The organism is Pseudomonas sp. FSO-7, assembly GCF_059579345.1.
This window is the reverse complement of sequence record NZ_CM184193.1, coordinates 1,433,625-1,459,756: the sequence shown is the minus strand read 5'-3', so window position 1 is coordinate 1,459,756 and position 26,132 is coordinate 1,433,625. Positions and strand designations below refer to the sequence as shown.

Sequence of the window (26,132 nt, the reverse complement as noted above, 5' to 3'; positions counted from 1 at the left end):
ATATCCGGTTCTTGTTCATCGGCTCACGGCTTCGCTCCACGCTTCCTCCCCACACTCGGTCGCCCTCATGCAGTTGCGCTTCACTTCATTCGCTGTGGTCAGCTTACGGCGGGACTTTCACCCACAAGATTGCGCCCATGCTGGGCGCACCAAAAAAACGCCAGGAAAGCTGGCGTTTTTTGGATCAGGACGCGTTGTTAGCTGGCACGCGCACGGGCCTGGTTACGCAAAGCCTTGACCTGGTCATGGTTGCGTTGCACACCGTGGTACTGGCGTTCAACCAGATCACGAATACCGACCAGGTTGTGCTTGGTGATTTTCTCCAGCGCGTCCTTGTAGGCCTTGAGCGCATGGTCTTCACCACGCTCGGCTTCGTTGAGTACCGCTTCCTCGTCCTTGCCGGTGAACATGGCTTTCACGTCCACCCAACGACGGTGCAGGTCACCGGCGACGCTGGTGGAAGTTTCCGGATCACCACCGAGGGCGCGAACCGCCGCTTGCAGTTCGGCTGCGGCGGTTGCGCAATCGGCGGCACGTTGAACGAACAGCGACTTGAGTTCAGGATGCTTGATGTCTTCAGCGCAGGTCTTGAAGCCTTCCTGGCCATCCTTGCTGGTCTCGATCAGGTCGTTCAAGACGGAGATGGATTCTTTGTTGATGTCAGTCATTTTTCAGTTCCTTTGCGGGTGAATAGAAAACCTGCAAGGGATATTGCATCGGCCATGCCAGCCACAACCTTCTTTAAAAACAGTTAAAAATCAAACAGTTAATAAACAACAGAAAATCTGTATCCGCGCTATTTGCATGATCTGTCATTTGGCCTGCATGCAGAATGCCTGTATTTTCGAGGCAGGTTTGAATCAAGACGATTGCCATGAATCCGGAAAAGCTCGAATTGCTCGTCACACGTCAAATGCCCTTCGGTAAATACAAGGGCCGAATCCTCGCCGACCTGCCGGGTCAGTACCTGAACTGGTTCGCCCGTGAGGGTTTTCCCAAGGGTGAACTGGGCGGTTTGCTGGCATTGATGCAGGAAATCGACCACAACGGCTTGTCCGACCTGCTGGACCCACTGCGCGCCAAACATGGCCTACCCAAACCTCGCCATTGACTGACTGAGACCCGCCATGCCCGAAAACACGCTGCGCGCCCACGATGAAGCTTTCTGGCAAACCTTTGTCGACCGCTACGACATCGACCCCGCCGGGCCGCTCAATCTGGAAAACGGCTACTTCGGGCGCATGTCCCGCACTGTGGTGGAGGAGTACCAACGCAACATCGAATTCATCAACCGCGGCAACTCCGTGTACGTGCGCCAGCATTTCGACCAGGAACACGGCGAAGCCATTCGGCGACAGGTGGCCCGGCTGATCCACGCCTCCCCCCAGAGCGTGACGTTGGCCAACAGCGCGGTGGATGCCCTGCAAACCTTGATTCGCAACTACAACGGCCTCAAACCGGGCGATCAAGTGCTGATCTGTGACGTGGAATATGCCTCGGTCAAAAGCGCCATGCGTTGGCTGGCCCGCCAGCGTGGCGTGGAGGTGATCGAAATCGTCCATCAGCACCCCGCCAGTTTCGAAAGCCTGGTGGGCACTTATCGCGAAGCGTTCATTCGCTACCCTCGCCTCAAGCTGATGGCGCTGACCTACGTCAACCATCTCACCGGGCTGGTGATGCCGGTCCAGGCCATTGCCGAGAACGCCCGGGAGTTTGCCGTCGATATCATCCTCGACGGTGCCCACGCCCTGGGCCAGATCGATTTCGACCTGAAGAAACTCGGAATCGAATTTGCCGGGTTCAACCTGCAGAAGTGGATCGGCGGCCCGCTCTCCCAGGGTTTCCTGTACATCGCCCCACAGCGATTGGCCGACATCGACCCGGACATGGACGAAGACAGCTACCCCGCCAGCGACGTCCGCTCGCGCACGCCCCACAGCACGCCCAACATCCCGGCCTTGCTCACCCTGCCCCTGGTCTTCGAAGAACACCGGAGCCTGGGCGGCGCCTTGGCCAAAGGCACGCGCCTGTGTTACCTGCGCGACCTGTGGGTAAATGCCGTGCGCGATGTGCCGGGCATCGAAGTCATGACCCCGGATGACCGGCGTCTCTATTGCGGCATCACGGCGATGCGCTTCACCGCCCATACGGACCAGCAGGCAATGGCCGATCGACTGCTCACTGAGCATGGGATCTTCACCGTGGTGCGCCAGACCAGCGTCGGGCCGTGCATCCGCATCACCCCGGGGCTGATTACCTTGGCCAGTGATATCGAGCGGTTGACCCAGGCGCTGCTTGAACTGAGCCGTACCTAGTCCCTTGTGGCGAGGGAGCTTGCTCCCGCTGGGCTGCGCAGCAGCCCCAAAAAGGCACGATGAGACTGACCTGGAGGACCGCGGTGACAGGTTTCAGGACTGCTTCGCAGCCCAGCGGGAGCAAGCTCCCTCGCCACAGGAAATCTGTGCCGGCAAAAAAACCCAGGCAAAAAAAACGGTGCGCCGACCAAGCGCACCGTAAAACCGTAGAACACCCAACGAGGTTCGGTAAAACAATCAGTCCAGCAGCGCCAAGGCCTCGGCGGTGCATTCCTGAATGCGGGCCCAGTCGCCGTTCTTGATCCACTCCGGATCAAGCATCCAGCTTCCGCCCACGCACATCACGTTTTTCAACGCCATGTAGCTCTTGATGTTGGCTGGGCTCACGCCGCCGGTCGGACAGAATTTCACTTCGCCGAACGGACCGCCCAAGGCCTTGATGGCCGCGACGCCGCCGCTGACTTCGGCCGGGAACAGTTTGAAGCGGCGATAGCCCAGGCCGTAGCCTTCCATGATCCCCGACGCGTTGCTGATGCCTGGCAGCAACGGGATAGAGCTGTAGACACTGGCCTCGAGCAGATCGCGGGTGATGCCCGGGGTGACGATGAACTGCGAACCGGCCGCCTCGGCGGCGTCCAGCATGTGGCGGTCGAGCACCGTGCCGGCGCCGGTCACCAGTTCCGGACGCTGCTCGCGCAGCACCTGGATGGCCTTGAGGCCGTGCTGGGAACGCAGCGTCACTTCCAGCGCCGTCAGGCCACCGGCGGCCAGGGCATCGGCCAGCGGCAGGATGTCCTGTTCACGGGCAATGGTGATCACCGGCAGGATCCGCGCCTTGGCGCAGAGGCTGTCGATCAGGGCAACTTTGTCCGCCATGGAAACGGTCGGGGATGGGTTTGTCATAGCGGCTGATCCTTGGTTCATGGGCACCAGTAAATCTCTAACGTAGGTTGCAAAAACGCGCGGATCGGCATTTCGGCGACATCGTCACCCGCCACCGCAGCGTTCAGGGTGGTCAATTTCGACTGACCGGAAATCGACAGCACTTTGTGTTGCGCCGAAGCCAGCAAGGCGCGGCTCATGGTCAAGCGCTGGTGCGGCACGGTCGGCGCCAGCATCGGCCAGCAGCGGCGTGCGCCATGGGTGTCCAGGGCTTGGGCCAGGTTCGGACTGTTGGGGAACAGCGAGGCGGTGTGCCCGTCATCGCCCATGCCCAATACCAGCACGTCGATGGGCGGCAGCTCGACCAGCAAGCGGTCGGCCTGTTCGGCCGCCGCTTCCAGGTGGGCGCTGGCGCTGTAGAGGCTCAGGAACTGGGCCTTGGCCGCGGCCCCCTGCAACAGGTAACGCTTGAGCAGACCGGCGTTGCTGTCGGCGTGCTCAACCGGTACCCAGCGCTCGTCAGCCAGGCTGACCACGACTTTGGACCAGTCCAGCGCCTGCTTGGCCAGGTGCTGGAAAAACGCCACCGGGCTGCGGCCACCGGACACCACCAGGGTCGCCGTGCCGCGCGCATCGATCGCATTGCGCAACTGCTCGGCCACGTTCAGCGCCAGGCCTTCGGCCAACAGCACCGGGTTCTTGAATTCGTGGGCGCTGACGCCCTGCGGCAGTTTCACTTCAGATATCGCCATACCATGACCTCCCATCCCGCGTGATCAGTGCAATGGAGCTCATCGGCCCCCAGGACCCGGCCGCATACGGCTTGGGCGCATCGCCGGACTTCTTCCACCCGGCGATCAACTGGTCACACCACGTCCACGCGGCTTCAATTTCATCTTTACGGACAAACAGGTTCTGATTGCCGTTCATGACTTCCAGCAACAACCGCTCGTAGGCATCGGGAATCCGTGCGCTGCGATAGGTGTCGGAGAAGTTGAGTTGCAGCGGACCGCTGCGCAATTGCATGCCCTTGTCCAGGCCCTGTTCCTTGGTCATCACCCGCAAGGAAATCCCTTCGTCCGGTTGCAGGCGGATGATCAGCTTGTTGCTGATCTGCAAACGCTGCTCGGGCGCGAAGATGTAGTGGGACGGTTCCTTGAAGTGAATGACGATCTGCGACAGCTTCTGCGGCATGCGTTTGCCGGTGCGCAGGTAAAACGGCACCCCGGCCCAGCGCCAGTTGCGAATATCGGCACGCAGGGCGACGAACGTCTCGGTGTCGCTCTGGGTATTGGAATTGGGTTCTTCGAGGTAGCCAGGCACCGACTTGCCCTCGCTGTGGCCGGCGATGTACTGGCCACGCACCACCTGGGTGGTCAAGCCTTCCGGGCTGATCGGCGCGAGGGCCTTGAGCACCTTGACCTTCTCGTCGCGGATACTGTCGGCGGACAAGTCGGCCGGAGGGTCCATGGCGATCAGGCACAGCAACTGCAGCAGGTGGTTCTGGATCATGTCCCGCAGCTGGCCGGCCTTGTCGAAATAGCCCCAGCGGCCTTCGATCCCGACCTTCTCGGCCACGGTGATTTCCACATGGGAAATGTAGTTCTGGTTCCACTGGGTTTCGAACAGGCTGTTGGCGAACCGCAGCGCGATCAGGTTCTGGACCGTCTCTTTGCCCAGGTAGTGGTCGATACGATAGGTGCGGTTTTCCGGGAAGAACTGCGCCACGGCGTCGTTGACCTTGCGCGACGACTCCAGGTCCGAGCCAATGGGTTTCTCCAGCACGACTCGGGTGTTCTCGCTCAAGCCGACCTTCGCCAGGTTCTCGCAGATCGCCCCATACACCGCCGCCGGGGTGGCGAAATAGGCAATGACCTGCTGGGCCGAACCGGCCGCTTCGGCCAGGGCGACATAATCGTCGGCCTTGAGGAAATCCACGTGCAGGTAGGTCAAACGGGCCAGGAAGCGCTCGAGTACGGTTTCGTCCAGGTCTTTTTCGCCGACATATCGGCGCAGCTCGGCGGCGATGAATGCCAGGTGCTGCTGCTCACCGCCGGGCTCACGGGCCAACGCAATGATTCGCGTGTCCTCGTGCAACAATTGGGCGCCATCGAGCTGATACAGGGCAGGAAAGAGCTTGCGCAAGGCCAGATCGCCCAACGCGCCGAACAAGGCAAAGGTGCACGGTTCAACCGTAATCGAAGGCATGATGTTTGTTCTTTTATCAAGTTAAACTACAAATACCTTTTTTCAAGGTATCACTCAAGGAAAAATGTAGTAATAACCACAACATTTTTCGAAAATACCGATTCCGAGTGGTGGTCCGCCGGAGCCATCAGTAGGATAGGCCACCGCAAAGGGTCGTATCAAAGACCCGTCTTCCTAGGAATCTTGTATGGACCGCGTGCGAAATTTACTGGAACAGATCCAGAGTCGCCTTGAAGACCTGAACAAGGCCGAACGCAAGGTGGCCGAGATCATCCTGCTCAACCCGCAGCAGGCGACCCGCTTCAGCATCGCCGCCCTCGCCCAGGCGGCTTCCGTCAGCGAACCGACCGTCAACCGTTTCTGCCGCTCGTTCGGCGTCAGCGGTTACCCGGAGCTCAAGCTGCAATTGGCCCAGAGCCTGGCCAGCGGCGCCGCTTATGTCAGCCGCGCGGTGGAGGCCGATGACAATCCGGAAGCCTATACCCGCAAGATCTTTGGCAGTGCCATTGCCTCATTGGACAGCGCCTGCCAGGCCCTTGATCCCAATTTGATCAGTCGCGCCGTGGACCTGCTGATCCAGGCCCGGCAGATCCATTTCTTCGGCCTCGGCGCTTCCGCCCCGGTGGCCCTGGATGCCCAGCACAAGTTTTTCCGCTTCAACCTGGCGGTGACCGCTCACGCCGATGTGCTGATGCAGCGGATGATCGCCTCGGTGGCCCATACCGGCGAGCTGTTCGTGATCATTTCCTACACCGGCCGCACCCGCGAGCTGGTGGAAGTGGCGCGCATCGCCCGGGAAAACGGTGCGTCGGTGCTGGGCCTGACCGCCGAAGGCTCGCCGCTGGCCAAGGCCAGTACCCTGAGCCTGAACATCCCCCTGCCCGAAGACACGGACATCTATATGCCGATGACCTCGCGGATCATCCAACTCACCGTGCTGGACGTGCTCGCCACCGGCATGACCCTGCGTCGGGGTGTGGACTTCCAGCCGCACCTGCGCAAGATCAAGGAAAGCCTGAATGCCAGCCGGTATCCGGTGGGGGATGAGTTCAACTGATTCGACCTTGGGTATCTTGTCGCCTGATAAACCGCTATCGCGAGCAAGCTCGCTCCCACACTGGATCTTTGCCGTTCACAAGCCCCCTGTGGGAGCGAGCTTGCTCGCGATGGGGCCAGCAGCAACACTCCAGATCCCGAACTAAGCCCCTACCCGCGCCTGCAAACTCAAATGCGCCCGCTCCCCCGGCGCCAGGCACAGGCTGTCGGTGCCGCCGCTGGCCGCTTCGACACAGACGAATTCACTGACCTCATCCCAGCTCACCCCCAACAACGGCCGCGTGCCGGGATGCCAGACCACGGTGTCGGCACTGTCGCCCGTGTCGATGCACAATTGGCGCTGCCAGGCGTGGTCCTTGAGCTGCAATTCGCCCTCATGCTGGAACACCCGCTGGCAGCCGCCCTCGACCCGCAACTCGCCTTCCTGCTGGCAAACCGCACGGCTCAACTGGTCATAGCCCTGGGCGCCTTCGAGCCCAGACAGCGCTACCTCGCCGACGTCGCCAATACGCCAATAGGCGTGCAAGGCCTGGCTCAACTGGCATGGCAAGCTGTCCTGATGCTCGGTGCTCAGGCGCAGTTCCATGCGCTCACCCAGGTCGGCATACAGGTCCACTTGCCAGTCGCACAATTGCAGCTGCCAATGCAAATGCACACCCTCTTCATCATTGCGGCTGTCGAGCAGTTTCCAATCGATCAACCGCGCCCAACCGTGGGATGGCCAGGCGTTTTCGCTGGGATGGCGGCCATACCACGGCCAGCACACCGGCACCCCGCCGCGGATCGCGCCGACGTGTGGCCATTTGGCCGCGCACCACAGCCACGGCTTCTGGCCTCGTGGCTGAAAGTGCAGCAACTGCGCGCCCTGGCGACTGAACACCGCTTGGCACAACGGGTGATCGATCACCAACACATCGCGCTGCCGATAGCGCTCCCACGCGAACACCGGGCGTTCGCGCAAGGATCTGAAAAAGCGTTGTAGCGGATGCTCATGCATGGGCCGCGGTCCTGGAAATCATTCAATACTCAACGTTGGTACACGCGTTTTTTGTGGCGAGGGAGCTTGCTCCCGCTGGGTTAAGAAGCGACCCCAAAGCCATTCACTGCGGTGCCTCAGCCAGACCGCATTGGCCTTGTTTACGACTGCTTCGCAGCCGAGCGGGAGCAAGCTCCCTCGCCACAGGTTCTGCGCTAGCCAAACACACTCCGCAAAAAAAAGCGGACAGCCTTGGCCGTCCGCAAATATGCGCACATAGAGAGGAGCTTATCGCAACAACGTTAGAACACCGACTGAATTTTCAGGCCGGCCACCAGCGCGTTGTCGACTTCATCCACACCACCTGGGTGAGTGATGTATTGCAGGTTAGGACGTACGGTCAGCCAGTTGGTGACGTGGATCCCGTAGTTGAGCTCGTAGTTGTACTCAGTGCTACGCAACGGCGCGAACAGTGGATCGTTGTAGTCAGACACACCATTGGCAGCGTTGGTCAGCTCAGCGTTTTTCTTCACGTCTTCGTTGACATGGATGCGGGCGAAGCCGATGCCGATGTCGTCTTTAGGACGCGCGTCGAATGGCCCCTTGTACACGAACATCAGCGACTGGTAGTTATCGACGACGTTGGTGTCCTTGTCGTGGAAGGTCGCGTTGGCTGCGATGTTCAGGCCACGGGAAGCGTCGCCGTTGTGGGTCGTGAGCTGTTGCTGCGCCACGAACCAGTAGCCGTGCTTGCTGCTGTGGCTGCGATAGGCGTTACCGGTGGTCGCCGCATCGTCGCCGTTGTCGTCCTCACGGACGTCATCAGCCTTGGCCGTGCTCTTGTAGTAGCCAACACGGTATTCGCCCGGCAGGTTGTTGACCTTCGGCGACCAGACCAGCTCGACCGGGATGACAGTGCCCTTGGTACCGCTGCCGCTGAGCTTGAAGCCGTTGCCGTGCTCCAGTTGCGAAGGGTTCTGGTTGTACGCACCGATCTGCGCATAGAACTCAGGCGTGATGTTGTATTTCACGCGGATAGCGGCCTGGCTGACCGGCCAGTTGTACCAGATACCGGTCGCCCAGTTACCCACTTGGGAGCCGCAGAAGGCCAGGTTCTGGAATTCGCAAGGGAAGGTATTGAAGTCTTCACCCTCGCCGAAGTAACCGGCCTTGACGTCCAGTTTGTTATCGAGGAACTGGTGTTTGATCCACAACTGGGTCAGACGGACCATGTGGCCACGACCGTAGACTTCCTGGGAGGAACTCAAGGTCCCGGCACGCGGATCGCCAACACGGTCGTTGGAGATGTTCTCGCCATTACGATTGGTGAGCTGGATCTTGGCCTGAGTGTTATCCCAACCCCACAGTTTTTCCAGGTCCAGCGCCACGCCCAGGCCAAACTGGTCGGAGTAACGCCCCGTCTTGTCGTTGTTGTAGCCGCCATGCAGGTTGGCGCCCATTTCACCGACGTAGTCTGCCTTGATATCGATACCTTGCTCGATCAGCTTGGTCCGCTCGCCACCCCAGTCACCCGTCATCCACTGCGAATCGGCGCTGAACGCGTCGGCAGCGTGTGCGCTACCGGCCAGCATCATCGCCGCAACGGCTGACAACTGGCAGATTAGCTGGGCATTGTTTTTCTTTTTCATCCCTACATCCTCGTCTTTATTTATTGTTATTAACTGTTTTTATCTAACGCGGTTTACAACGATTGCGGCGAATGTCCCCATCCACCGCATACTCCTTCCCTGTGGGTGCAAGCTTGTTCCCACACTTGTTCTTCACCGGCCCTTGAACTGCGCTACGTTTGCAGTCCGGGCATCGGTTTGCGGCTGACCGGCCACCCCAAGGCGTTCGCCGGACTGGGCGTCGAACAGCAGCACTTTCGACGGATCGAATTGCAGCGTCAGGGTTTCCCCGGGCTGCGGTGCCACGTCCGGCGCCAGGCGGCAGCAGACCTTGGTGTCGTTGAGATTGACGAATACCAGGGTGTCCGGCCCGGTAGGCTCGGTGACCTGGACTTCAGCGCGAATGGTCGGCAAGCCATTGGGCTCGCTGCCCGCCAGCATGATCTGCTCCGGGCGCATGCCCAGGATCACTTCGCGGTCTTCCAGGCCGGCGTCCTGCATACCCATCGGCAGTTCGCAACGGGCCTGGCCGCTGTCGAGCAGCGCCAGCAGGCGGCCGTCCTTGCGTTGCAGGCGCAGCGGGATGAAGTTCATCGGTGGCGAACCTATGAAGCTCGCCACGAACAGGTTGGTCGGGTTGGTGTAGATGTCTTTCGGGGTGCCGAACTGCTGGATGATCCCATCCTTCATCACCGCCACTTTGTCGCCCAGGGTCATGGCTTCGATCTGGTCGTGGGTGACGTAGACCGTGGTGGTCTTCAAGCGCTGGTGCATCAGCTTCATTTCGGTGCGCATCTCGACTCGCAGCTTGGCGTCGAGGTTGGACAGCGGTTCGTCGAACAGGTAGATCTTCGGCCGCCGCGCCAGGGCCCGGCCCATGGCCACGCGCTGTTGCTGGCCGCCGGAAAGCTGGCCGGGCTTGCGATTGAGCAGGTGCTCGATCTGCAGCAGCTTGGCCACGCGATTGACTTCTTCGTCGATGGCCGCCTGGTTCATCTTGCGGATTTTCAGGCCGAACTCGATGTTCTCGCGCACGCTCATGGTCGGGTACAGCGCGTAGGACTGGAACACCATGGCGATGTCGCGATCCTTCGGGCTCATGCCGCTGACATCCTGGTCACCGATCATGATCGCGCCGCCGGTGATGGTCTCAAGGCCCGCGATGCAGTTCATCAGCGTCGACTTGCCGCAGCCCGAAGGGCCGACGAGGATCAGGAACTCACCGTCCTTGATCGACAACTCAATGTTCTTCAGGGTGTCCGGCAGGCCGGCACCATAGGTCTTGTTTACGTTGCGAAGTTCAAGCGTTGCCATGATTACCCCTTGACTGCGCCGGCCGTCAGGCCGCGCACGAAATACTTGCCTGCGACCACATAGACCAGCAGGGTCGGCAGCCCGGCGATCATCGCCGCCGCCATGTCCACGTTGTATTCCTTGGCCCCGGTGCTGGTGTTGACCAGGTTGTTCAGCGCCACGGTGATGGGTTGCGAATCACCGCTGGAGAACACCACACCGAACAGGAAATCGTTCCAGATCTGCGTGAACTGCCAGATCAGGCAAACCATGATGATCGGGGTGGACATCGGCAGGATGATCCGCCGGAAAATGGTGAAGAAACCCGCACCGTCCAGTCGCGCCGCCTTCACCAGTGCATCGGGAATGCTCACGTAGTAGTTACGGAAGAACAGCGTGGTGAACGCCAGGCCGTAGACCACGTGCACGAACACCAGGCCCGTGGTGGTACTGGCCAGGCCCATCTTGCCGAGGGTGAACGAGGCTGGCAGCAGGACGGTCTGGAACGGCAGGAAGCAGCCGAACAGCAACAGGCCGAAGAACAACTGCGAACCGCGAAAACGCCACATCGACAACACGTAGCCGTTCAAGGCACCGATGGCGGTGGAGATCAGCACCGCCGGGACGGTGATCTTGATCGAGTTCCAGAAGTAGCCGTCCACCGTGGCCCAGGCCTTGACCCAGCCGATGCCGCTGACCACGGTCGGCCAGCTCAGCAGGTTGCCGGTGCTGATGTCTTCCGGCGTCTTGAAGCTGGTCAACAGCATGACCACCAACGGCACCAGGTAAAGCAGCACGGCGAGGATCAGCACTGCGTAGATCGCGATGCGACTCAGGCTGATGGAAGGTTTGGCAGCGAGACTAGTCATGACGCTTGGTCCTCAGCTCGGAGTACAGGTAAGGCACGATGATTGCGAGGATCGCACCGAGCATCAGGATTGCACTGGCCGAGCCCATGCCCATCTGGCCGCGACTGAAGGTGAAGGAATACATGAACATCGCCGGCAGGTCGGAGGAATAACCCGGGCCACCGGCCGTCATCGCCGCCACCAGGTCGAAGCTCTTGATCGCGATGTGCGCCAGGATCATCACAGCGCTGAAGAACACCGGACGCAGGCTCGGCAGCACCACTTTCCAATAGATGCGCGGCATGCTCGCGCCATCGATCTGCGCGGCACGGATGATCGATTGATCGACACCCCGCAGGCCGGCCAGGAACATCGCCATGATGAAGCCCGAGGCCTGCCACACCGCCGCGATCACCAGGCAGTACACCACGCGGTCCGGGTCGATCAGCCAGTCCAGGCGGAAGCCTTCCCAACCCCAGTCACGCAACAATTTGTCCAGGCCCATGCCCGGGTTGAGCAACCATTTCCAGGCCGTACCGGTGACGATCATCGACAGCGCCATCGGGTACAGGTAAATGGTGCGGATGAAACCTTCGCGACGAATGCGCTGGTCGAGAAACACCGCCAGCAGCACGCCGATCACCAGGGTGATGCCAATGAACAGGCCGCCGAACAGCGCCAGGTTCTTGCTCGCCACCCACCAGCGGTCGTTGTCCATCAGCCGCGCATACTGCGCCAGGCCTGCCCACTTGTAGTTCGGCAGAAACGTCGAGGTGGTGAACGACAACACGAACGTCCACAGGATATAACCGTAGAAGCCCACCAGAACGATGAACATGCTCGGCGCCAGCACCAGTTTCGGGAGCCAGCGCTGCAATGCATCGAACGGCGAGGCCTTGCTGAACACAGCAACAGAACTCATGGGAAGATCCAGTACAAGAGAAAAAGACTACAAAACATTCCCTGTGTGGGAGCGAGCTTGCTCGCGATAGCGGTTTGTCAGTTGACTCATTGACCGGCTGACACTCCGTCATCGCGAGCAAGCTCGCTCCCACAAAGGGACCGCGGCGCTAATTACTTGGCCGACTGAACCGCCGCACCCAGTTTCTTGGCTGCGTCAGCCGGGTCGGCTTTCGGGTCGTTGATGTAATTGGTCACCACATCGAAAAACGCACCCTGTACCGCCAGCGTGGTCGCCATGTTGTGCGCCATGCTCGGTTGCAGGCCGCCGGACTTGGCGTCCGCCAGGAAGTCCTTGGCTGCGGTCTGGGCGCAGGAATCGAAACCGTACTTGGTCATGTCGCCCAGCATGTCGTTGCGCACTGGGATCGAGCCCTTGTTGATGCTGAAGACCTTCTGGAAGTTCTCACCCAGCACAATCTTGGCGATATCCTGCTGGCCAGCCGCGGTACCCGCGTCCTTCTGCTTGAACACCGCCAGGGAGTCGATGTTGTAGGTGAAGGCCTTGTCGGTGCCCGGGAAGGCCACGCACTCGTAGTCCTTGCCGGCGACTTTCTTCGCCGCGGTCCACTCGCTCTTGGCCCAGTCACCCATGATCTGCATGCCGGCCTTGCCGTTGATGACCTTGGCCGCTTCCAGGTTCCAGTCCTGGCCCTTGCCGTCGGCGTCCATGTAGGTCGCGACTTTCTTCAGCTCGGTCAGCGCCTTGACCATTTCCGGACCGGTCAGGGCCTTGTTGTCCAGGTCGACCAGGGCCTTCTTGTAGCCATCGGCCCCCATCACCGAAAGCACCACGGCTTCGAACACGGTGCTGTCCTGCCAAGGCTGGCCACCGTGGGCAAGCGGAATAAAGCCCGCGGCCTTGAGCTTGTCGCCGGCCGCGTAGAATTCTTCGAGGGTGGTCGGGTTCTTGGTGATGCCGGCTTTCTTGAAGACTTCCGGGTTGATCCACAGCCAGTTGACGCGGTGGATGTTCACCGGCACGGCGACGTAGTCACCCTCGTACTTCACGGTGTCGGAGACTTTCTTGTCGAGCAGGCTGTCCCACTTTTCGGCCTTGGCGACGTCCTTGAGGATGTCGGTGTCGAGCAGGCCGGTAGACGCCCATTCCTGGATGTCCGGGCCCTTGATCTGGGCGACACCCGGTGGGTTGCCGGCCACGGCACGGCTCTTGAGCACGGTCATGGCAGTGGAACCGCCACCGCCGGCGACAGCGCCGTCCTTCCAGGTAAAACCGTCTTTCTCTACCTGGGCCTTGAGCACATCGACCGCGGCTTTTTCACCACCCGACGTCCACCAGTGGACGACTTCCACGGAACCTTTGGATTCGGCGGCAAGCGTGGTGACAGGGAAGGCTGCGACGGGAAGCAGGGAAGCAAGAGAAATGACAGTAGCGAGGCGAGAAATCGCATTCATCTAGAATTACCTTTCTTGTTGTTATGCATGCAAGTCTGGAGCTTGCGCTGCATGGATTCTAATCAGAGGGAATCCCTTCGCAGGTAACGAAGGGACGTGCAAATGTCACGACATGGTTACACAGGCGCAGGGCTGGATAACCGCGCCAGGGCTGACGCCATGCTCGGTGCCAGCGGCAGGCGCGGAATCAGGACCGCCTGCCAGGCGTGGTACAGGTCCGGCTTGCCGGGCCAGATATCGGCGCTGGGACGGTTTTGCGGATCGAGTTCGTGATGCCAGCTGCCATTGCAGCGGTCGATGAAATGTTTGTCACAGAACTCCCAGAAGCACCGGTACCAGGCTTCGTACTTCGCCTCGTCGGTGCGCTTGAGCAAGGCGCTGGCAGCGGCCGCCGCTTCGGCGTGAACCCAATGCAGGCGGTGGCGAACCACGGCGCGGTTACCCCAGTCCAAGGTGTAGACAATGCCCGGCGCGCCATCGACGTCCCAGCCATGGCGGCAGTTCTGGTCGAAGAGTTTTTGCGCGTCCTGGGCCAGCCAACCGGGGGTCAGCATGCCGATCTGGACCCGTGCGGCTTCAAGGTGCAGCAGCAGCCGCGCCCATTCGAAACCGTGGCCGGGGGTGGTGCCGTAGGGGCGGAAACCATCGGCGGGATTGTCCTGGTTGTAGTCACGCAACGGCTGCCAGTGGCGGTCGAAATGCTCCACCACCAGATAATCGTTGGCCGCGGCATGGCCGTGGATCACCCGTTCGACAATGCGCAGGGCACGCACCAGCCAACGAGGATCGTCGGTGGCATCGGCCAGGGCCAGGAAGGCTTCGGTGGCGTGCATGTTGCTGTTGGCGCCGCGATAGGCCTCCTCCTCGCTCCAGTCGCGATTGAAGGATTCGCGCAGGGCGCCCTCCTCCTCACACCAGAAATGCTCATCGATGATCCGCACCGCTGCGTCCAGCAACGCCGGAGCGCCAGGACGCTGGGCCACCACTGCGGAACTGGCCGCCAGGGCGACGAAGGCATGCAGGTAGGCCGCCTTGCCGGCACCGTCCTCATCCGGCCGCGTCGTGGCGAACCAGCCGCCGTGCTCGGCGTCGCGCAAAGGGCCATTGAGGGCCTGGATGCCGTGGTCCACCAGCTCGGCGAACCCCGGCAAGCCCTGGATGTGGGCCATGGCGAAGCTGTGGATCATGCGCGCGGTGTTCATGGTCTCGGCCCGGGCATCGGCCGGCAGGCACCCAAGCTCATCCAGGTTGCCAAAGCCGTCCGGCAGCTTCGAGGCCTTGGCGAACGCCAGCAGCCGCAAGCCTTCATCGGCAAGCCATTGCTGGTGGGCAGGGGCATTCAGCCAACTGCTGAAGGCCGGTTGAAAGGTGTCCATCAAGGGGTACCTTTTTTTGTTGTTTTGACGCAGGGAGTCTAAACAAGGGATGGCGGGTGGCAGGTAACGAAAGGGGCGAGTTATGTCACCAACTTGTGACATTTACCTGGGAGATGAGGTGAGGTTACTGGCGCCATCGCGAGCAAGCTCGCTCCCACACTGGGTCTGCGGCGGTCACAAAACGCCTGTGGGAGCGAGCTTGCTCGCGATGAACGATAACGCGGTCTGATCAATCCACACTGCGAGGCAACTGCAAGGTCACTCGCAACCCACCCTCGCGCAGGTTCTGCAGGCTCACCTCGCCGCCATGGCTGTGGGCGATGTTGCGGGCGATGCCCAGGCCCAGGCCATAACCCTGCTGTTGCCCGGCGAGACGGAAGTGCGGTTCGAAGACTTGCTCCAGGCGCTGTTCCGGCACCCCGGGGCCTTCGTCGTCAACGTGCAGGATAAAGGCGGTTTCATCGTCATCGATGTGCAGGTGGGCGTTCTGCCCGTATTTCAAGGCATTGTCGATGAGGTTGCCGATGCAGCGCTTGAGGGCCAGCGGCTTGCCCGGATACGGCGCCAGCGCCCGGCCATCCTGGGTCACCCGGCCGTTGCCGTTGGGTGCCAGGTAAGGTTCGACCAGGCAATCGAGCACATGGTTGAGGTCCACCGGCTCGATGTTTTCGTGGATGTCGGTGTCCTTGACGCATTGCAACGCGCCTTTGACCAACAGCTCCAGCTCATCCAGGTCACGGCCGAACTTGGCTTGCAGGTTTTCGTCCTCCAGCAGCTCGACCCGCAGACGCAATCGAGTGATCGGTGTGCGCAAATCGTGGGAAATCGCGCTGAACAACTGGCTGCGTTCCGTCAGGTAACGGCTGATGCGCTCGCGCATGGCATTGAACGCTCGCCCCACTTCCACCACTTCGCTGCCACCGCCCTCGGCCACCGGTTCCACTTCGGCGCCCAGGGACATGTCCCGCGCAGCCCGGGCCAGACGCTTGAGGGGGCGACTCTGCCAGTGCACCAGCAAACCGATGAACAGCAACAACAGGCTGCTGGTGAGCACGATGAAACCGACCTGTTGCTTGGGCAGGTCCTGTTCTTCGAGGCTGGTGTAGGGTTCGGGCAGCAGCGAGGCGATGTACAACCATTCCCCCGGCGCCATCTGGATCTGCGTGACCAGCACCGGCGGGTTCACCGGTTCGAGGGTCAAGGCGTAGTGGGCCCACGAACGGGGCAGTTCGTCGAGCTTGAGCCCGGCGTTGAAAATCCGCAGGTCATCGGGGCTGACAAACTGCACGGAGATGTCGGCGCTACTGCCCAGGGATTGGCGCAGCACCTCGTCCACCGCCTTGAGCACCGCCAGCTTGCGCGGCGTGACCGGCAGCACGTCCATGCCCAGGGGTTTGTCGTTGAGGGTGACGACAAACCGCGTGCCGCCCATGCTGCGCAACTGGTCGAGCACCAGCGGCCGGTAAGCCACCGGCAGCGAGCGCAAATAACTGACACTGGCGTTCATCGAATGGGCCAGGCTGCGGGCGCTGGTGACCAGGCCTTCGAGTTGGGTGGCGCGCAGTTGCGAAACCCAGATCAGGCTGGACAGGGTCTGGGCGAACAACACCACCAGCAAGGTCAGCAGCAGCATCCGGCCCAGCAGCGAGCGTGGTACCGGTACCCGCCGGGCGACTTTCCTGATCCAGTCAATGACCATTGCTGGCAACCACACTGGCCGCCAGTTGATAACCGCTGCCACGCACCGTGCGAATCAGCCGCGGCGGTTTGTCGGTGTCACGCAGGCGCTGGCGCAGGCGACTGACCGCCATGTCGACGATCCGGTCCAGGGGCATCAGTTCACGGCCACGGGTCGCATTGCCGATGGTGTCACGGTCGAGGATTTCCTGGGGATGATCGAGAAACAGCTTGAGCAGGGCGAAGTCGGCACCGGAGAGAATCACTTCTTCACCGTCGGCGTGGAACAGCCGATGGCTGACCATGTCCAGCCGCCATTCATCGAAGGCCAGCACTTCACCGCCGGAACGTTCCTGGCCGAATTGCGCCCGGCGCAGCAGCGCCTTGATACGCGCCTGCAATTCACGCGGGCTGAAAGGCTTGCCCAGGTAATCATCGGCGCCCAGCTCAAGACCAATGACCCGGTCGGCCTCGTCGGAACTGGCGGTGAGCATGATGATCGGCACATGGGCCTGACGTGGGTGCTGGCGAACCCAGCGGCAAAGGCTGAAGCCGTCTTCATCGGGCAGCATCACATCGAGGATCACCAGGTCGCTCGGCGCATCGTTAAACGCCTGGCGAAACCCGGCACCGTCGGGCGTGGTCCGTACATGGAACCCCGCACGGCTGAGGTAGGTGTCCAGCAGTTCGCGAATCTCCTGGTCGTCGTCGACCAACAAAATCGATTTGTTTACTGAACTCACGGGCCTCGTCCTTGTTGTTTGGATTGGGGGCGATTATGCCTGATGGATGAGGACTACAAACACCGCTAAACCACTGTGGGAGCGGGCTTGCTCGCGAAGGCGGCGTGTCATTCAACATTTCCGTTGTCTGACACACCGCCTTCGCGAGCAAGCCCGCTCCCACAGGAGACCACATTTCAACTTTAAACGGGGGTCGATTGCTCCAACGCCACGCCCGCGCCCATCAGGCCGGAGTATGGCGCGGTCACCAGCCAGACTGGAATGCCCTTGAAGTAATCGCTCATGCAGCCCTTGTCGGCGAAGCAGCGGGCGAAACCGCTTTCGAGGAAGAAGTCGGCAAAGCGCGGGACCACGCCACCGACGATGTAGACGCCACCACGTCCGCCCAGCGTCAACACGTTGTTGCCGGCCACGCGTCCCAACCAGCGGCAGAATTGCTCGAGCACTTCCAGGGCGATGGGGTCGCCAGCCAGGCCGGCCGCGGTGATGGACTCGGGGGTATCGAGTACCGGCACATGGCCGTCCACGGCGCAAATGGCCCGGTACACCCGCGGCAGACCGCTGCCGCTCAAGGCGGTTTCGGCGCTGACGTGGCCGATCTCGTTGTAGATGTGCTGCCACAGCTGGGTTTCCCGCGGGCTACTCATGGGCAGGTCGACATGGCCACCTTCCCCCGGCAACGCCGCGAAACGGCCCTCCCCCAGATCCAGCAGCGTACCGACACCCAGCCCGGTGCCCGGCCCGATCACCACCGCCGGCCGCATCGGCTCCGGGGTGCCCTCGCACACGACCCGGTACTCATCGGGACGCAAGCGGGTCATGCCCAAGGCCATGGCCGAGAAATCGTTGACCAGCAACAGCTTCTCCACCTGCAGGGTCTGGCAGAACGCCAAGTTGCTCAGGCGCCAGTGATTATTGGTAAAGCGAAACTCATCGCCGCTCACCGGGCCGGCTACCGACAGGCACACCGAACCGATGGCGCCCGGCTTCAGGCCCATGCCGCTCAGGTACACCTGAATGGCATCTTCCGGGCAGGCGTAGTCCGCCGTTGCCAGCACCTGGATGTTTTCCAGGGTGTGGTTTTTCCACAGCGCGAAGCGTGCGTTGGTCCCACCGATATCACCGACCAAAGCCAGTTTCAATTAAGCGTCTCCAGGGCAGAAGTGAAGGCGCTGGCGCCCTGCTCCGCCGAGCTGAAGGCCATGCGCATGAAACCGAACAGCTCGCGGCCGGTGCCGATGTTGTTACCCAACAGGCCCTTGGCCGGCGTGCGCGCGGCGAATTCCTCAGCGTCCACCTTCAACTCCAAGGTGCCTTTGACGCCATCGACACGGATGATATCGCCCTCCTGCACTCGGGCCAACGCACCACCGACATAAGCTTCGGGGCTGACATGAATGGCCGCCGGGATTTTCCCCGACGCACCAGACATGCGCCCGTCGGTCACCAGCGCCACTTTGAAGCCACGGTCCTGCAACACACCGAGGAATGGCGTCATCTTGTGCAGTTCCGGCATGCCGTTGGAGCGCGGGCCCTGGAAGCGCATCACCGCGACAAAATCCTTCTCCAGCAGACCGGCCTTGAACGCATCCGCCAGGTCCTGTTGGTCCTGGAAGACCATGGCCGGGGCTTCGACAATCTGGTTTTCCAAGGCCACGGCCGAGACCTTCATCACCCCACGACCCAGGTTGCCTTCCATCACCCGCAATCCGCCTTCCGGCGAGAAAGCACGGGCCACCGGGCGCAGGATGTTTTCGTCGAGGCTTTCGATCGGGCCGTCGCGCCACACCAGCTCGCCATCCTCGAGGAACGGCTCCTGGGTGTATCGGCTCAGGCCGTGACCGAGCACGGTGTTGACGTTTTCGTGAAGCAAACCGGCTTCAAGCAACTCACGGATCAGGAACGACATGCCGCCGGCCGCCTGGAAGTGGTTGATGTCGGCCTTGCCGTTCGGGTAGACGTGGCTCAGGGTCGGCACCACCTCGGAGAGGTCGGCCATGTCCTGCCAGGTCAGCTGGATACCCGCCGCCATGGCGATAGCCGGCATGTGCAGGGTGTGGTTGGTGGAGCCGCCGGTGGCGTGCAACGCGACGATGGAGTTGACCAGCGAGCGCTCGTCGACAATTTCGCCGATAGGCATGAAGTTGCCGCTTTGCTTGGTCAGGCGCGTCACCTGAAACGCCGCTTCACGGGTCAGGGCATCGCGCAGTGGCGTGTTCGGGTTGACGAACGAGGCGCCCGGCAGGTGCAGACCCATTACTTCCATCAGCAACTGGTTGGTGTTGGCGGTGCCGTAGAAGGTGCAGGTGCCGGGGCTGTGGTAGGACTTCATCTCCGATTCCAACAGCTCTTCGCGGGTGGCCTTGCCTTCGGCGTAGCGCTGGCGCACGTCGGCTTTTTCCTTGTTGGAAATGCCCGAGACCATCGGCCCGCCGGGCACGAAGATCGTCGGCAAATGACCGAAGCGCAGCGCGCCCATCATCAGGCCCGGGACGATCTTGTCGCAGATGCCGAGCATCAGTGCGCCGTCGAACATGTTGTGGGACAGCGCCACCGCCGTGGAGAGCGCGATCACTTCGCGGCTCGGCAGGCTCAGTTCCATCCCCGCCTCGCCCTGGGTCACGCCATCGCACATCGCCGGCGTGCCACCGGCGAACTGGCCGACCGAGCCGATCTCGCGCAGGGCTTTCTTGATCTGTTCCGGGAAGGTTTCGTAGGGCTGGTGGGCCGAGAGCATGTCGTTATAGGACGACACGATGGCGATGTTGGCGGCGTTCATCATCCGCAGGTGGTGCTTGTCTTCGGTGCCGCAACCCGCCACGCCGTGAGCGAAGTTGGCGCATTGCAGCTTGCCGCGCATCGGCCCGTCGCTGGCAGCACCACGGATCAATGCAAGGTAAGCCTCACGCGTGGCGCGGCTGCGGGCGATAAGCCGTTCGGTGACCTCAAGAACGCGGGGATGCATGTGTAGAACTCCAGGCTAACGGGTGTGGCGACCTGATTGTCTATGCTGGTCAAAAGCCCGCCCCACGCTGTGTGGAAGGCGAGGCGACAGACGGTTTTTGACCATTCGGACCAGTTGATTCAGGTCACTCGTTGTAGATAAAACAAAATATTGCCATTAAAAAGGCTTGTTTTCTATTTTTATGCGAATAATCTTGTAATTCCAACAACAAATCGACGGCGGCGCAGTTAATGACTCTTCGAATCGCAATCAATGGTTTTGGCCGCATCGGCCGCAACGTCCTCCGTGCACTGTATACCCAAGGCTATCGTCGCGACCTGCAGATCGTCGCCATCAACGACCTGGGCGACAGTGCCATCAATGCCCATCTGCTCAAGTTCGACACCGTGCATGGCACCTTCGATGCCGACGTCCAGCACGACCACGAAAGCCTGACGGTCAATGGCGACCGCATCTCGGTCAGCGCCATCCGCAACCCGGCCGAACTGCCTTGGGCGGCCGAGAAGATCGACGTCGTGTTCGAATGCACCGGCCTGTTTACCGACCGTGCCAAGGCCGCCGCGCACATCAGCGCCGGCGCCCGCAAGGTGATCATCTCGGCCCCGGCCAAGGGCGCCGATGCCACCGTCGTGTACGGCGTGAACCACGATATCCTGCGCCAGTCCCACCAGATCATCTCCAACGCGTCGTGCACCACCAACTGCCTGGCCCCGGTGGCCCAGGTGCTGCACCGCGAGTTGGGCATCGAAAGCGGTCTGATGACCACCATCCATGCCTACACCAACGACCAGAACCTGACCGACGTCTACCACAGCGACCCGTACCGCGCCCGTTCGGCCACCCAGAACATGATCCCGAGCAAGACCGGCGCCGCCGAAGCGGTGGGCCTGGTGCTGCCGGAACTGGCCGGCAAGCTGACCGGCATGGCGGTGCGCGTACCGGTGATCAACGTGTCCCTGGTCGACCTCACCGTGCAGCTCAAGCGCGAAGCGTCGGCCGAAGAAGTCAACGAACTGCTGCGCCAGGCCAGCCAGCATTCGAAGATCCTCGGCTACAACACCCTGCCGCTGGTCTCCAGCGATTTCAACCACAACCCGCTGTCGTCGATCTTCGACGCCAACCACACCAAGGCCAGCGGCAAGCTGCTCAAGGTACTGGCCTGGTATGACAACGAATGGGGCTTCTCCAACCGCATGCTGGATAACTGCCTGGCATTGTGTAACGCCGAGTAACCGACACGGCAGTCTTGAGCTTTTCTGTGGGAGCGAGCTTGCTCGCGATAGCGGTGTATCAGCCAACATCAATGGCGACTGGCACTCCGTCATCGCGAGCAAGCTCGCTCCCACAGGGTTTCAACGCTGGTGAAATGAAGGCTTGACCCGCAACGTAGATGATAAGCATTATCATCAACTCAAACCGGATCGGGCCCTACCGTGAGTCAATCGCGCTTTCATCACGTCTTCCTCGCCCAGCGCACGCCGCTGCTGCGTACCCTCGAGCGCATGGTCAGCAACCCCAGTACCGCCGAAGACCTGCTTCAGGAAACCTACCTGCGCGTCACCCGCGCATTGGCCGAACGCACGGTCGAGCACCTCGAACCCTTTGTTTTCCAGACCGCCCGCAACCTGGCGCTGGATCATCTGCGTGCCCGGCGCATCCAGTCCCGAACCCTGCTGGATGACGTACCGCTGGAGGTCGTCCATAACGTCGCCGCTCTCCAGAGCAGTGCCGAGGACGCCGCCCATGCCCAACAACTGCTCGAGCGCCTGGACGTCAGCCTGCAGGCCCTGAGCCCGCGACAACAGCAGATCTTCATCCTCAGCCGCCTGCATGGCTACCGTTACCAGGCAATCGCCGAACGGCTGGACGTGTCCCTGAGCACGGTGCAAAAGGAACTGAAACTGATCATGGCGATCTGTGTGGGTGTGGCTGAACGCAGCCTATAAACTTCAAGCTGCGTGCAGGCTTGCCTCCTACTGCCTGCGGCTTGTAGCTTGTGCTGGCCGCTAATACGAGAACTCACCGTGACGGACATTCCCCCTTCTCCTGCGCCGACGCCGGAAACCGCCCATGCCATGGAGCAGGCGCTGGACTGGCTGATTCTGCTGGACAGCCCCAGCGAGGAACAGACGCGGCAGTTCCAGGCCTGGCTGGCGGCCGATCCACGTCACGGCGAGGCGTTCGCTCGGGCCCAGGCGATCTGGAACGGCCCACAGGTGATGGAGAGTGCCCGCCGACTTGAAACCGCGCCCAAGGTCACCGCGCTGTCGCGCCTTCGCGCCCACTGGAAACCCCTGGCCACCGCCGCCGTGGTGTTTCTCGGCCTGTTCAACTTCAGCGACCTGCCCCTGCATTTCCAGGCCGATCACCTGACGGTGGTCGGTGAGCGCCAGCGCCTGCAATTGGAGGATGGCTCCAAGGTCCTGCTCAACACCGACTCGGCGTTCTCCAGCACGTTCAACGAACAACGGCATGTGGCCCGCTTGTACAAAGGCGAGGCCTTCTTCGAAGTGCCGGGCAACCGCACCCTGCCCCTGGAAATCGATGCCGGCCCGGTCACCGCCAGCGTCAGCGACACCACGTTCGCCGTGCGTTACCTCGACGGCGTGGCCCAGGTCCAAGTGCAGCGCGGTGATGTGGACCTGCGGGCCAACCGCAACGACACCCACGTGCGGCTGTCGGCCGGGGAAAGCATCCGCATCGGCCCCAACGGCTTCGACCGCCCGGCCCGGCTCGATGCCAACACGGACCTGGCCTGGGTCCAGGGGCGGCTGGTGTTCGAGAACCGGCCGCTGAGCCAGGTACTGGCCGAGCTGCGCCGCTACTACCCCGGCTGGATCATCAACAGTAACGAACAGTTGGCCAATGTCGCGGTGACCGGCAATTACCGCCTCGATCAGCCGTTGGACGTGGTCCGCTCCCTGGCCCATATCACCTCGGCGCGGCTTCAGGAGTTCCCGGCGCTGGTGATCTTGAACTAAATGAGAATTATTTTTACTCGATAGGCTCCGCTGGTTCGTCTCGTTATAGCCAATGCAATTGATTCGCATCCAGCGATGCGATCTGCACCTATAACAGATGCGACACGGAGCGCTATCGATGTCCTCTCGCCTTACTTGCCGGTTTCTTGTTGCCCCCTCTTGCACGCTGTCACTGCTCACCGCCGCCATCCTGATGGCCGGCACCGCGCCGCTCGCCCTGGCCGCCAATACCGTACAATCCCCAGCCCGCAACATGGGCGACTACACCTTTGCCATCGCCCGACAGCCGCTGGTCTCGGCCTTGAATGCCTTCACCGCCGTCACCGGCTGGCAAGTCGGCATGCCGGCGGAACTGGCCGAAGGCGTCGCGTCGCCCGGGGTGAACGGCTCGCTGCCGCCGGAAAAAGCCCTGGAGCGCCTGTTGGCGGGGACCCACCTGGGCTACCGCAAACTGGGCGACAACAGCATCGTCCTGGAAAAGCAAAGCAGCGGCAGCGCGCTGGAGTTGCAACAGGTGACCATCAGCGCCACCCGCCAGGAACAGGACATCACCAGCGTCCCGAGCACGGTCACCGTCCACGACCGCCAGGAACTGGACCGCAACAACGTCAATACCCTCAAGGACCTGGTGCGCTATGAACCGGGCGTGTCGGTGGGCGGTGCGGGCCAGCGCGGTGGCATCAGCGGCTATAACATTCGCGGCATCGACGGCAACCGGATCCTGACCCAGGTCGACGGCGTGGAAGTGCCCGGCGGTTTCTTCAACGGCCCCTACGCCAAGACCCAGCGCAATTACGTCGACCCGGAAATCATCAAGCGCGTGGAAATCCTCCGCGGCCCGGCCTCGGTGCTGTACGGCAGCAACGCCATTGGCGGTGCCGTCAGCTACTTCACCCTTGACCCGGACGACATCATCAAGCCGGGCGAGGACGTTGGCGCGCGCCTGAAGACCGGCTACAGCTCCGCCGACGAGAGCTGGCTCAAGTCCGCCACCGTCGCCGGCCGCAGCGGCCCCTTCGACGGTCTGCTGCACTACAGCCAGCGTGACGGTCACGAAACCGAATCCTACGGCAGCCATAACGGCACCGGCCTGGACCGCACCGCCGCCAACCCGGAAGACGTGCGCGCCAACAACGTGCTGGCCAAGCTGGGCTGGAATTACAGTGATGACGCACGCCTTGGCCTGGTCTACGAGAAATACAAGGACGACCGCGACACCGACCTGAAAAGCGCCTACGGCGGCCCCTACGCCAACGGCCAGCCGGCGATCCCCAACTTTGTGCTGCCCGGCGGCATGTACCAGTGGCGCACCGGCAACGACACCATCACCCGCGAGCGTTTCGGCCTGGAGCACAGCTTCGCCCTCGACAGCTTGCTGGCCGATCACGTCAAGTGGAGCCTGAACCACCAGGTCGCCAAGACCGACCAGAGCACCGCCGAGTTCTACTTCCCGATCACCCGCCAGGTGCTGCGCACCCGGGATACCCTCTACGAAGAAAAACAGTGGGTCTTCGATGCGCAACTGGACAAGGCCTTCAGCATCGCCGACACCGATCACGCGCTGACCTATGGCACCACGATCAAGCAGCAGAAAGTCACCGGCTCGCGCAGCGGCAATGGCGTGTGCCTGGCGGTCGGCGTCGGTTGCTCCGCGGTGGGCGCCATCAGCACCCGGGACGTGTTGGCAAAAGCCAGTGATTTCCCGGACCCGACCATCAACAGCTACGCCCTGTTCGCCCAGGACCAGATCAGTTGGGACAAATGGACCTTCACGCCCGGCCTGCGCTACGACTACACCCAGCTCAAGCCGCACCTGACCGAGGAGTTCCTCAACACCGTGGACCCCACCAGTGGCGGTCAAGTCAGCGACAAGAACAAGACCTGGCACCGCGTCTCGCCGAAATTCGGCGTGACCTATGCCCTGACCGACCAGTACACCTGGTACGGCCAGTACGCCGAAGGTTTCCGCACCCCGACCGCCAAGGCCCTGTACGGTCGTTTCGACAACCCCGGCGCCGGCTATAGCGTGGAGCCCAACCCCGACCTGGAGCCGGAAAAAAGCCAGGGCTACGAGACCGGCCTGCGCGGCCGTTTCGATTCCGGTTCGTTCGACGTGGCGGTGTTCTACAACAAGTACCGCGACTTCATCAACGAGGACGCCATCACCCCCGGCGCCAACCAGTTGACCTTCCAGAGCAACAACATCAAGCACGCCACCATCAAGGGTGTCGAAGCCAAGGGACGCCTGGACCTGGACGTGCTGGGCGCGCCAAAGGGCCTCTACACCCAAGGCTCGGTGGCCTACCTCTATGGTCGCAACAACGACACGGGCGAGCCGCTCAACAGCGTCAACCCGCTCACTGGCGTGTTTGGCCTGGGCTACGACCAGGAGCAGTTCGGCACCTTGCTCAGTTGGACCCTGGTCAAGAAAAAGGACCGCGTCGACGACAGCAACTTCAACTCGCCCGATGGCGTGAGCAGCCAGTTCAAAACGCCAGGCTTCGGCATCCTCGACCTGACGGGTTTCTACAAGGTGACCGGCGACGTGACCGTCAGCGGCGGCTTCTACAACCTCACCGACAAGAAGTACTGGCTGTGGGATGACGTGCGCGGCTACGACAGTGTCGGCGAAGCGGCAGTGCTGAGCCCCGCCAACCTCGATCGCCTGACGGCGCCTGGGCGTAACTTCGCGGTGAATCTGATCTGGGATATCTGACAAAGATTTTTCGGCAAGCCAAATGTCCTGTGGCGAGGGAGCTTGCTCCCGCTGGACTGCGCAGCAGTCCCAAGAACTTGCGGTCGCTGCGC

Annotated in this window: 22 protein-coding genes; 7 read left to right on the top strand and 15 right to left on the bottom strand. The window is 61.7% G+C overall.

Annotated features, from left to right (window positions below; genetic code table 11):
- Window positions 1-197: 197 nt before the first annotated feature.
- Window positions 198-668: a PA2169 family four-helix-bundle protein gene (locus AC515T_RS06320; protein WP_496531830.1), complete on the bottom strand. Its 471-nt coding sequence runs from the start codon at window positions 666-668 to the stop codon at window positions 198-200.
- A 206-nt stretch (window positions 669-874) separates the two neighbouring features.
- On the opposite strand from AC515T_RS06320, the gene AC515T_RS06315 reads away from it, so the two are divergent.
- Window positions 875-1,111 carry a DUF3820 family protein gene (locus AC515T_RS06315; protein ID WP_053119117.1) on the top strand — a complete coding sequence of 79 codons (237 nt, stop codon included), beginning with the start codon at window positions 875-877 and terminating at the stop codon, window positions 1,109-1,111.
- Window positions 1,112-1,127: 16 nt separating this feature from the next.
- Entirely contained in the window at window positions 1,128-2,315 is a 1,188-nt protein-coding gene (locus AC515T_RS06310) for an aminotransferase class V-fold PLP-dependent enzyme (protein ID WP_496531829.1), read from the top strand.
- Between the two features lie 237 nt (window positions 2,316-2,552).
- On the opposite strand, the gene AC515T_RS06305 is transcribed toward AC515T_RS06310, so the two are convergent.
- From AC515T_RS06305 to zwf, 3 genes are read right to left on the bottom strand one after another with little or no spacing between them, the layout of a single operon-like run.
- Window positions 2,553-3,218: a bifunctional 4-hydroxy-2-oxoglutarate aldolase/2-dehydro-3-deoxy-phosphogluconate aldolase gene (locus tag AC515T_RS06305; protein ID WP_496531828.1), complete on the bottom strand. Its 666-nt coding sequence runs from the start codon at window positions 3,216-3,218 to the stop codon at window positions 2,553-2,555.
- A gap of 17 nt (window positions 3,219-3,235) precedes the next feature.
- A complete protein-coding gene (gene pgl, locus AC515T_RS06300; RefSeq protein ID WP_496531827.1) occupies window positions 3,236-3,949 on the bottom strand; it encodes a 6-phosphogluconolactonase in 714 nt (237 codons plus the stop codon).
- A complete protein-coding gene (gene zwf, locus AC515T_RS06295; RefSeq protein ID WP_496531826.1) occupies window positions 3,936-5,405 on the bottom strand; it encodes a glucose-6-phosphate dehydrogenase in 1,470 nt (489 codons plus the stop codon). Before zwf ends, pgl begins: the two co-directional genes overlap by 14 nt.
- A gap of 196 nt (window positions 5,406-5,601) precedes the next feature.
- On the opposite strand from zwf, the gene AC515T_RS06290 reads away from it, so the two are divergent.
- Entirely contained in the window at window positions 5,602-6,462 is an 861-nt protein-coding gene (locus AC515T_RS06290; RefSeq protein WP_170842276.1) for a MurR/RpiR family transcriptional regulator, read from the top strand.
- A gap of 141 nt (window positions 6,463-6,603) precedes the next feature.
- On the opposite strand, the gene AC515T_RS06285 is transcribed toward AC515T_RS06290, so the two are convergent.
- From AC515T_RS06285 to edd, 11 genes are all read right to left on the bottom strand, one after another.
- Window positions 6,604-7,458, bottom strand: coding sequence for a D-hexose-6-phosphate mutarotase (locus AC515T_RS06285; protein WP_496531825.1), 855 nt, complete (start codon window positions 7,456-7,458; stop codon window positions 6,604-6,606).
- Between the two features lie 281 nt (window positions 7,459-7,739).
- A complete protein-coding gene (locus AC515T_RS06280) occupies window positions 7,740-9,086 on the bottom strand; it encodes a carbohydrate porin (RefSeq protein WP_496531824.1) in 1,347 nt (448 codons plus the stop codon).
- Between the two features lie 132 nt (window positions 9,087-9,218).
- Window positions 9,219-10,379, bottom strand: coding sequence for an ABC transporter ATP-binding protein (locus AC515T_RS06275; RefSeq protein WP_496531823.1), 1,161 nt, complete (start codon window positions 10,377-10,379; stop codon window positions 9,219-9,221).
- A gap of 2 nt (window positions 10,380-10,381) precedes the next feature.
- Window positions 10,382-11,227 carry a carbohydrate ABC transporter permease gene (locus AC515T_RS06270; protein WP_003198539.1) on the bottom strand — a complete coding sequence of 282 codons (846 nt, stop codon included), beginning with the start codon at window positions 11,225-11,227 and terminating at the stop codon, window positions 10,382-10,384.
- Window positions 11,220-12,128, bottom strand: a complete 909-nt coding sequence (locus AC515T_RS06265; protein ID WP_003198535.1) for a carbohydrate ABC transporter permease — start codon at window positions 12,126-12,128, stop codon at window positions 11,220-11,222. The genes AC515T_RS06270 and AC515T_RS06265 overlap by 8 nt, the downstream gene beginning before the upstream one ends.
- 152 nt (window positions 12,129-12,280) lie before the next feature.
- Window positions 12,281-13,582 carry an ABC transporter substrate-binding protein gene (locus tag AC515T_RS06260; protein WP_496531822.1) on the bottom strand — a complete coding sequence of 434 codons (1,302 nt, stop codon included), beginning with the start codon at window positions 13,580-13,582 and terminating at the stop codon, window positions 12,281-12,283.
- Between the two features lie 116 nt (window positions 13,583-13,698).
- Window positions 13,699-14,958, bottom strand: a complete 1,260-nt coding sequence (locus AC515T_RS06255; protein ID WP_496531821.1) for a D-mannose isomerase — start codon at window positions 14,956-14,958, stop codon at window positions 13,699-13,701.
- A 229-nt stretch (window positions 14,959-15,187) separates the two neighbouring features.
- On the bottom strand, window positions 15,188-16,657 hold the full coding sequence (locus tag AC515T_RS06250) for an ATP-binding protein (protein ID WP_496531820.1): 1,470 nt from the start codon (window positions 16,655-16,657) through the stop codon (window positions 15,188-15,190).
- Complete coding sequence (locus AC515T_RS06245; protein WP_496531819.1) at window positions 16,647-17,378, bottom strand: response regulator; 732 nt, start codon at window positions 17,376-17,378, stop codon at window positions 16,647-16,649. The genes AC515T_RS06250 and AC515T_RS06245 overlap by 11 nt, the downstream gene beginning before the upstream one ends.
- Before the next feature lie 182 nt (window positions 17,379-17,560).
- Complete coding sequence (locus AC515T_RS06240; protein ID WP_496531818.1) at window positions 17,561-18,520, bottom strand: glucokinase; 960 nt, start codon at window positions 18,518-18,520, stop codon at window positions 17,561-17,563.
- Entirely contained in the window at window positions 18,517-20,343 is a 1,827-nt protein-coding gene (gene edd / locus AC515T_RS06235; protein ID WP_496531817.1) for a phosphogluconate dehydratase, read from the bottom strand. Before edd ends, AC515T_RS06240 begins: the two co-directional genes overlap by 4 nt.
- A gap of 230 nt (window positions 20,344-20,573) precedes the next feature.
- Here edd and gap point away from each other — a divergent pair, with 230 nt between their 5' ends.
- The 4 genes from gap (at window position 20,574) to AC515T_RS06215 (ending at window position 26,040) form a co-directional block, all read left to right on the top strand.
- Complete coding sequence (gene gap, locus AC515T_RS06230) at window positions 20,574-21,575, top strand: type I glyceraldehyde-3-phosphate dehydrogenase (RefSeq protein ID WP_047228368.1); 1,002 nt, start codon at window positions 20,574-20,576, stop codon at window positions 21,573-21,575.
- Between the two features lie 201 nt (window positions 21,576-21,776).
- Window positions 21,777-22,289, top strand: coding sequence for an RNA polymerase sigma factor (locus AC515T_RS06225; RefSeq protein WP_496531816.1), 513 nt, complete (start codon window positions 21,777-21,779; stop codon window positions 22,287-22,289).
- A 129-nt stretch (window positions 22,290-22,418) separates the two neighbouring features.
- Window positions 22,419-23,324 carry a FecR family protein gene (locus tag AC515T_RS06220; protein ID WP_496533082.1) on the top strand — a complete coding sequence of 302 codons (906 nt, stop codon included), beginning with the start codon at window positions 22,419-22,421 and terminating at the stop codon, window positions 23,322-23,324.
- Window positions 23,325-23,442: 118 nt separating this feature from the next.
- Window positions 23,443-26,040: a TonB-dependent receptor gene (locus AC515T_RS06215; RefSeq protein WP_496531815.1), complete on the top strand. Its 2,598-nt coding sequence runs from the start codon at window positions 23,443-23,445 to the stop codon at window positions 26,038-26,040.
- Window positions 26,041-26,132 lie beyond the last annotated feature (92 nt).